Source organism: Bowdeniella nasicola (assembly GCF_900107735.1).
Lineage (GTDB): Bacteria > Actinomycetota > Actinomycetes > Actinomycetales > Actinomycetaceae > Bowdeniella > Bowdeniella massiliensis.
In genome coordinates, this window is the sequence record NZ_FNQV01000009.1 from 125,027 (window position 1) to 133,298 (window position 8,272).

The following is an 8,272-nucleotide window of genomic DNA, read 5'->3' on the forward strand; positions in this document are numbered from 1 at the left end:
AGACCATGCCAAAGCGCAAACGCTCGAAGGAGCGCGCGGCGCCCGCACCCGCCGATCGCTCCCCGGACGTCTCACCGCTTTCGCTCTCCCCCACCGCCGAACGCCCCTATGCCGGCGAGATCCAAACGATCGACGACGAACGCCTCGCGCGCAACCTCGCGCACTACCTGATCGATGAGGACCGGCCCGTGCCGATCGTCGTGCTCACGACAAAGCTTGGCGAGAGAACGCCCGCGATCCCGCCCGGCCCGCTCGTGGCCGCCGCGGCCGGCAAGGCCGACGTCGTCGTCATGGTCACGGGCGATGTCTCGCGCGCCTTCGAGGCCGATATGCCGGCGGGCACGCACGTCTTTGGTGGCGCCGGGCGCGTCTACCCGACGGGCAGCAAGTGGACATCCGCGCCGCACACCTCGCGACTACGCCTAATCACCGGCGCCCGCACCCCCGAGCTCGCCAGCCGCGATCTCGTGCGCGATCTCACGCACCACATTCGCGCGGTGGCGGCCCGGAGCAAGCGCCTGGAGCGCGAGGAGCGCGCCCGCATCCTTAACTCACGCCCGGCCGCGGCCGCGGGCAGCGTCGAACTCGCGAGCGCCACCTACACCGTCGTCGGGGAACGCGCCGCCGAATGCCTCGCCACGCGCCTCATGCACCCGGAGCGCGATTTCCCGCTGCTCGTCATCTCCATCCCGACGGGCCAGCTCGCGCCGAGCATCGACGTCGCGCAGCTCGAGGATCACCTCAAGGGGCTCGTGGAGATCGCGCTGCTGCCCACCGATCGCACCTCCTGGCGGCTCGCGGACATGCTGCCGCCGGGCACGAACGTCTACGGCGGCGCGGCCCGCGTCTACCCGCCGGGCACGCAATGGATGCAGCGCATCGACCTCGCGCCGCTGCGGTTTTCCTACGGCCCCGACGATGAGGCCGCCGCGACCGAGGTGCTGCTTGCCGATGCGATGCGCGTTGCGCGGCTGCGCACCCATGGCGCCGCGACCCGCCCCGCCAGCGGCATCGTGCGCGGCCTCGTGGACGAGACTCGCGCGCTCGTGGAGCTGAGCGACGGCGTCTACTGCACGATCTGGTCCGACCTCACGCTCGCCCAGGCACCGCTGTCCTCGCTGCTCGCCGTCGATCAGCGCGTCACGGGCATTCTCGACGAGTCCAGCCGCCGGCTCGACATCACCGACATGCTCACGAAGCCCACGCTCGATTACTCCCCCGGGGACGTCGTCCTCGCGCGCGTGCGCGACGTGCGTCCCGCGCGCGTGTCTCTCGCGCTGCTGCCGGGTGTGGAGGTCGTCGTCCCGCGTGAGCTCGTCACCTCCAATCCGCGCGATGCGCTCACCTCGCTGTTTTCGCTCGACGAGGTCGTCGCCGCGCGCGTCGGACGCGATGAGGACGGCGAGCTCATGTTGCGCCTCGATGACGTTGACGACGATGAGGTGGCGGTGCGCCCGCCGGCTCTGACCCGCGGCGGCCCGCCCTGGCTCCGCCTCGCCGGCCCCGAACCGGAGGAGGATGAGGAGGAAAGCGTCGACTGGGACACGCTCGTGTCCTGGCGGGACGACGAAGGCCAGCGCGAGGCGAGCGCCGCGAGCCCAGCGCCGAGCCCCGCGCCCGGACCTACCCCCGCACCTGTACCGATCCTTACGCCGAGCGCGATCGCGTCCCCCAGTGCACCCGCCACGCCAACCGCACCGCTGCCCGCAGCAATGCCGCCGGGCGCGGCCGCCCGGATCGCCGATCTCACTCAGCGGCTGCGCGACGCCGACCGCCAAAACGTCGCGGTGCGCGAGCGCGCCGGCAAGCTCCGGCTGCGCATCGACGCCCTAGAAAAGGATGTCCGCGCCCTACGCACGGACCTGCGCCAAACCAAACGCCAACTGGCCGCCAAACGCCTCGCGGGCTGGGGCGGCGAGGAGGTCAGCGTCGAAGAGATGGTGCGCTTCGCCGTCTTTCGCGCCTGGCGCACCCGCCTGTCAACCGGCGAGCGCCGCGGCGAAACCCTGCCCGATTACACGCTCGGGCCCGATTTCCTACCCACGGTCAAACAGCTGCATGGCCTGGACCAGGCCAAGCTCGTCGACGTCATCGTCGACGTGCTGACGGGCCGCGCCGCCGAACTCGACTCGCGCGCCCTGCACCGGCTACGCACCGGGCCGGGCGGCGATGACCCCTACCGCGAGCGCGCCGACGGTGCGAAGGCCTACCGCGTCGCGCTCGAACGCAATAGCCCCTCGGCGCGTCGGCTGCACTACTGGAAGCTGGGCGAGGTCTACGAGTTCGCGCGCGTCGTCACACACGACGACATGCGGATCTAGGCGATCGCCCCACGTCCAGATCGGTCCGCGCGGCGAGCTCGCCCGCTGCTCCCGGCGCAAGCAGCATGATCCGCACGTCCTGGCCGTCGAGGCGGAAGGCCACGTCTGCCTCGCCCGCGTCGGGATCAAAGTGCGCGATGAGCAGCCCGTTGGGATCTGCGGCCCAATCCCGCCCCTAGCTCAGTCCCACAATGTTGCCCTCGGAATCGAGGTCGATCCGCTCGGCGGCGGGATGCGAGGACAGGCCCGGCATCGTGCGCATATCGCCGCAGATCGCGTAGATATAGCCCGCGCCGGCCGCGAGCCGGACCTGGCGCACGGGCAGGCGCCAACCCGTCGGCGCGCCGAGCAGTTTCGGATCGGCCGACAGACTCAGGTGCGTCTTCGCCATGACGATCGGCAAATCGCCATAGCCGAGCTCGGTGAACTTGGCGAGCTCGCGCCGGGCCGCGGGCGCGAAGTCCACGCCGTCGGCCCCGTAGACGCTCGTCGCAATCTTCTCGATCTTCGTCTCCAGCGGCTCATCGTCGCGATACAGCGGCGCAAAGTCCACCTCGAAGGTCTTAAGCGCCGTCATGAGCGCCCGCGCGAGCTCGACGGCCCCCGCTCCACCGTCGGCGACGTGCGTGGAGCGCGCCACCTCGGCGCCGGCCTCGCGCGCGATCGCCTCGATCTCGGCGAGCTCCGAATCGTGATCGGTCGGGAAGACGTTGATCGCGACGACGGGCGCAACCCCGAAGGAGCGCACGATGTCGATGTGCTTGACGAGGTTCGCGGCGCCCGCCCGCACGTCCTCGACGTTTTCGGCGAGCATCTCCTCGGGCAAGGGCTTACCGGGCACGACGGAAAAGCGCCCCGAGTGGGTCTTCAGCGCCCGCACCGTCACGACGAGGACGGCGGCGTCGGGCGCGAGGCCCGAGGCGCGGCACTTGACGTTGAAGAAGCGTTCGGCGCCCATGTCCGCGCCGAAGCCCGCCTCCGTGAGCAGCACCTCGCCCATGTGGATGCCGATCCGGTCGGCGACGACGGAGGAATTGCCCGTCGCGATGTTGCCAAAGGGCCCGGCGTGGATGAGCACGGGCGTATTTTCGGTGGTTTGCAGCAGGTTCGGGTCGATCGCCTGCCGCAAAATGACGGCCATCGAACCCGCGGCCTTCAAATCCTCGGCGGTGACGGGCTTGCCGTCGTAGGTGTAGCCGATGACGATGCGCCCGAGCCGCTCGCGCAGATCGGTGAGATCGGAGGCGAGCGAGAGGATGACCATGACCTCCGAGGCCGAGGTGATGTCGAAGGAGGATTGGCGCGTCACGCCATCGCCGCGTGCGCCGAGCCCGATGACGACGTTGCGCAGCGAGCGGTCATTGACGTCGAGCACGCGCGGCCAGGAGATCGCCCGCGGGTCGATTCCCAGCTCGTTGCCGTGGTGCAGGTGATTGTCGATCATCGCGGCGAGCAGGTTGTGCGCCGCCGTCACGGCGTGAAAGTCGCCCGTCAGGTGCAAGTTGAGGTCTTCCATCGGAACGACCTGGCTGTAGCCGCCGCCGGCCGCGCCGCCCTTGATCCCAAACGTCGGGCCCATCGACGGCTGCCGCAGCGCGAGCGTCGCGCGCGTACCGATCTTCTGCAAGCCCTGTGCCAGCCCCACGGCCGTCGTCGTCTTGCCCTCCCCGAGCGGCGTCGGCGTCACCGCGGTCACGACGACGTACTTGGCGCGCTCGCGGGCCGCTTCCTCGGTCACGGCCGCCGTCGGGACTTTCGCGACGTGGTGGCCGTAGGGAATGATCGCCTCCGGATCGAGCCCGGCAGCTGCGGCAATCTCTGTTAGCGGCCGGAGTTCAGCGGCCCGGGCAATCTCGAGGTCAGATGGCAGTGTCACGCGGAAACCTTTCACGTCGTTGTTCTCGGTGCGCTTGCACGCACCCTCAGCTTAAACGTCTCACCCGCCGCTGTCCCCATCGCCGCTGGCTGCGCCCGACAACAATTGTGGCCAAACTGTGACCCGGCCGACATGACACAGGTCACTTAAGTGCGGTAGGTTCACCGTCATGGCCTCTTCCGACATGCCCCTCGTCGCCCTGCACGACGTCAACAAGCACTTCGGCGACCTGCACGTTTTACAGGACATCAACCTCGCCATTAATCCCGGCGAGGTCGTCGTTGTGATCGGTCCTTCGGGCTCCGGCAAGTCGACGCTGTGCCGCACGATCAACCGGTTGGAGACGATCGACTCCGGCACGATCACGATCGACGGGCAGGAGCTTCCTAAGGAGGGCAAGGAGCTCGCCCAGTTGCGCGCGAAGGTCGGGATGGTCTTCCAGTCTTTTAACCTCTTCGCCCACCGCACCGTGCTCGATAACGTCATGCTCGGCCCGATGAAGGTGCGCGGCATCAAAAAGCCCGAGGCGAAGAAGCGCGCGATGGAGCTGCTGGAGCGCGTCGGGGTCGGAAACCAGGCCGAGAAGTACCCCGCGCAGCTTTCCGGCGGCCAGCAACAGCGCGTCGCCATCGCCCGCGCCCTCGCTATGGACCCGAAGGTCATGCTCTTCGACGAGCCGACCTCCGCGCTCGACCCAGAAATGATCAACGAGGTCCTCGACGTCATGACGGACCTTGCCAAGGGCGGCATGACGATGATCGTCGTGACGCACGAAATGGGCTTTGCTCGCAAAGCCGCCGACCGTGTCGTGTTTATGGCCGACGGCCAGATCGTCGAGGAAGCCGAACCCGACACCTTTTTCACCAACCCCACGTCCAACCGGGCCAAGGACTTCCTGTCCAAGCTCATCACTCACTAAAGGAGACACCTCATGCGGACGACTACCAAGATTGCGGCGGCAATGGCCGCCGCGGCACTCGCCCTCGCCGGGTGTGCGTCAAACGACGGCAACGGGGGCGGCGATAACGCATCCGGCGACGGCGACAAGGGCAAGATCACGATCGGCATCAAGTTCGATCAGCCCGGCCTCGGCCTGAAGGAAGGCGCCAACTACACCGGCTTCGATGTCGACGTCGCAAAGTACGTTGCCAAGGAGCTCGGCTACAACGAAGACCAGATCGAATGGAAGGAATCGGTCTCCGCCCAGCGCGAGAACATGATCGCCAACGGTCAGGTCGACATGATCGTCGCGACCTACTCCATCACCGATAACCGCAAGGAGAAGGTCGCCTTCGCGGGCCCCTACTTCGTTGCCGGCCAGGGCCTGCTCGTGCAGGAGTCCAACTCCGATATCTCGGGCCCCGACAGCCTCGACGGTAAGAAGCTCTGCTCGGTCGCGGGTTCCACCCCGGCCGAACGCATCAAGGAAGAGTACTCCCAGGGCGTGCAGCTGCAGGAAGCCCAGGGCTACTCCGAGTGCGTGGAGCTGCTCGGCTCCGGCACCATCGATGCCGTGACGACGGACGACATCATTCTCGCGGGCTTCGCCGCCCAGGACCAGTACCAGGGCAAGCTCAAGCTCGCCGGCACGCCATTTTCGGAAGAAAACTACGGCGTCGGTGTCAAGAAGGACTCCGACATGTGCGAGAAGGTCAACGAGGCCCTCACCAAGATGATCGACGACGGCTCCTGGGAGAAGTTCCTGAAGGAGAACATGGGTGAGAACTACAAGCCCAACGAGTCGACGAACCCGCCGAAGCCCGGCGGTAACTGCAGCTAAGTCACGATGATTCCGGCCGCGGGCTCAGCGTCCGCGGCCGGAACACATCTAAGGAGAGGAAGAGCGCAGCCCCCATGGGTGAACTGTTAGCCAACTACGACGTCGTCGGGGCGTTTTGGGTCAACATTCAGTTGACCTTCTTCTCCGCGATCGGCGCCCTGATCCTTGGCACGATCCTCGCCGTCATGCGGATCTCGCCCTCGGCCGCGCTGCGCGCCGCAGGAACCGCTTACGTCAACCTCGTACGTAACACTCCACTCACCCTCATCATCTTGAGCTGCTGGCTCGTGCTGTGGGGCCAGCTCGGCGTCAATGTCTCCTCTGACCTGCAGCGCAATAACTTTTGGATGGCCGTCATTGGCCTGGCCGTCTACACCGCGGCCTTTGTGTGCGAGTCGCTGCGCTCCGGCTTCAACACCGTGCCCGTCGGCCAGGCAGAGGCAGCCCGCTCGATCGGACTTGGATTCACCCAGACGGTGAACCTCGTCATCCTCCCCCAGGCCTTCCGCGGCGCAATCGCGCCCCTTGGCAACACCTTGATCGCCCTGACAAAGAACTCGACCGTCGCGGCCGCCGCCTCCGTGCTGCAGGCCTCGACAGTCATGCAGCAGATGATCGAATTCGACTCCAACCAGGGACTTGCCATCTTCATGGTCATCGCCCTCGGCTTCGTTGCCATCGTCTTTCCCATGGGCCTGCTATTCACCTGGCTCTCCAAGCGTCTGGCGGTGGCCCGATGAACCAGCTGCAAAATCTCTTTGACGTTCCCGGCCCCCGCAGCCGCCGCAACCTCGCGATCCTCAACACCCTCGGCGCATTGCTCGTCGGCGGCATCGTCATCGCGATCATCATCTTCCTGGTCAACAAGGGCCAACTCGCGGCCGCGGCCTGGCAACCCTTTTTCACCGCCGAGGTCTGGAGCGAGTACCTCATTCCGGGCCTTCTTGCCACGCTGAAGGCCGCGGTCATCGCAATCGTCACGTCGAATATTTTGGGCCTGCTGCTTGGCATCGGGCGCCTATCCGCCATCGCGCCCATTCGCTGGCTGTGTGGCATCATCGTCGAGTTCTTCCGGGCCGTGCCCGTGCTCGTCATGATGATCTTCTTCTACTTCATGCTCTCCGAACTCGCGAACCGCACGGGCGTGATCTCCTCATCCGACGCACCGTTTTACGGCGTGGTCCTGGGCCTGACACTCTACAACGGCTCGGTCATTGCCGAACTCGTGCGCTCCGGCGTCTATAACCTGCCCAAGGGCCAGCGCGAGGCGGGCAAAGCTATCGGGCTGCGCCACGGCCAGCTGCTGCGCCATATCGAATTGCCGCAGGCACTCGTGGCGATGATGCCCGCAATGGTCTCCCAGCTCGTCGTCATCCTGAAGGACACGGCCCTCGGCTACATCGTCGTCTACCCCGAACTCCTGCGACAGGCAAAGCTCGTCGGAACCTCGTATTCCAACCTGCTGCCCGCCCTGATCGTCGCGGCACTGATCTTCATCATCGTCAACACTCTGCTCGGTTTCACGGCCGACTGGCTGCAGCGCAAACTCTCGAGCCGCACCGCCGGGGGCGCGATGGCTGCCAACGCCGAGATGGTGACAGACGTCGATCCCTCGGTGCTCGTCGAGGGCGACTAGCCGCGAGGCGCGGGAGCTGCCATCTTCTGCAGGGCGCGCCTTACGTCGCCTTCCATGATGAACTGCAGATCCGAGGTGAGCCGGACGGGATCCGCCTGCATGTCGGTCGCGAGCCAGTGACAGGAAGTGACCGAGCACGCTCAACGTGTCCTGACAAACAGCGCGGTAGCGGTCTACCCGGTGAAGGTCATTCGGACGCGTCGCCGCAATCCGCTTCTCGATGAGCTTTACGACAACACTCCCCAGTTCCAGGAGATCGTCGCCCAGAACAAGCCCATTGAAACAGGGGACGGGGTGCTGCGTACGGAACTAGCGGTCTAGCTGTAGTTCCTTGGGACGTTGCGAACGGTCGAGATGAGATGAAGACCTCCGGCAGGATGTGGGTTACCACACTCGCATCCAGTCACCGGAGGTCTTCATGTCTCACGCTAACGCACCCCTTACACCCGAAGGGCGCCGCCGTCTTGCCATCCTGATCGTGGACGAGGGCTGGCCAATCAGGCGCGCAGCCCAACGGCTCCAAGTCTCGCCCTCGACCGCACAGAAATGGGCGGCACGTTATCGCGCTGGTCTGCCACTCACAGACCGTTCCTCCCGCCCGCGCACCTCACCAAACCGGCTCCCAAAGAAGCGTGAGCATCGCATCCTCTCGCTCCGTT

General features: G+C 66.3%; 8 protein-coding genes. 7 read left to right on the forward strand and 1 reads right to left on the reverse strand.

The genetic code is table 11. From position 1 onward, the window contains the following. The first annotated feature begins 5 nt into the window (after positions 1 to 5). Positions 6 to 2,321, forward strand: coding sequence for a S1 domain-containing protein (locus BLU67_RS08115; protein ID WP_092564782.1), 2,316 nt, complete (start codon positions 6 to 8; stop codon positions 2,319 to 2,321). A gap of 175 nt (positions 2,322 to 2,496) precedes the next feature. Here BLU67_RS08115 and BLU67_RS08120 read toward each other — a convergent pair whose 3' ends face one another. Further along, a complete protein-coding gene (locus tag BLU67_RS08120) occupies positions 2,497 to 4,191 on the reverse strand; it encodes a formate--tetrahydrofolate ligase (RefSeq protein ID WP_222842435.1) in 1,695 nt (564 codons plus the stop codon). Positions 4,192 to 4,366: 175 nt separating this feature from the next. Here BLU67_RS08120 and BLU67_RS08125 point away from each other — a divergent pair, with 175 nt between their 5' ends. The 6 genes from BLU67_RS08125 to BLU67_RS08150 form a co-directional block, all read left to right on the forward strand. Continuing rightward, a complete protein-coding gene (locus BLU67_RS08125) occupies positions 4,367 to 5,116 on the forward strand; it encodes an amino acid ABC transporter ATP-binding protein (protein WP_092564786.1) in 750 nt (249 codons plus the stop codon). A 12-nt stretch (positions 5,117 to 5,128) separates the two neighbouring features. Next, positions 5,129 to 5,977, forward strand: coding sequence for a glutamate ABC transporter substrate-binding protein (locus BLU67_RS08130; RefSeq protein ID WP_092564788.1), 849 nt, complete (start codon positions 5,129 to 5,131; stop codon positions 5,975 to 5,977). Between the two features lie 74 nt (positions 5,978 to 6,051). Next, positions 6,052 to 6,717, forward strand: a complete 666-nt coding sequence (locus BLU67_RS08135; protein ID WP_092564790.1) for an amino acid ABC transporter permease — start codon at positions 6,052 to 6,054, stop codon at positions 6,715 to 6,717. Then, the gene (locus BLU67_RS08140) at positions 6,714 to 7,613 is read left to right on the forward strand and encodes an amino acid ABC transporter permease (RefSeq protein WP_092564792.1); all 900 of its coding nucleotides are present in this window, start codon (positions 6,714 to 6,716) and stop codon (positions 7,611 to 7,613) included. Before BLU67_RS08135 ends, BLU67_RS08140 begins: the two co-directional genes overlap by 4 nt. Positions 7,614 to 7,739: 126 nt before the next feature. Beyond that, a complete protein-coding gene (locus BLU67_RS08145) occupies positions 7,740 to 7,934 on the forward strand; it encodes a hypothetical protein (protein WP_092564794.1) in 195 nt (64 codons plus the stop codon). A gap of 97 nt (positions 7,935 to 8,031) precedes the next feature. Next, positions 8,032 to 8,272: helix-turn-helix domain-containing protein (locus BLU67_RS08150; protein WP_143027354.1), on the forward strand; the 241-nt coding region annotated here is incomplete at its 3' end.

Coding starts and splice junctions, on each gene's coding strand:
- BLU67_RS08115 (WP_092564782.1), top strand. CDS start 6: ATGCCAAAGCGCAAACGCTCGAAGGAGCGCGCGGCGCCCGCACCCGCC.
- BLU67_RS08125 (WP_092564786.1), top strand. CDS start 4,367: ATGGCCTCTTCCGACATGCCCCTCGTCGCCCTGCACGACGTCAACAAG.
- BLU67_RS08130 (WP_092564788.1), top strand. CDS start 5,129: ATGCGGACGACTACCAAGATTGCGGCGGCAATGGCCGCCGCGGCACTC.
- BLU67_RS08135 (WP_092564790.1), top strand. CDS start 6,052: ATGGGTGAACTGTTAGCCAACTACGACGTCGTCGGGGCGTTTTGGGTC.
- BLU67_RS08140 (WP_092564792.1), top strand. CDS start 6,714: ATGAACCAGCTGCAAAATCTCTTTGACGTTCCCGGCCCCCGCAGCCGC.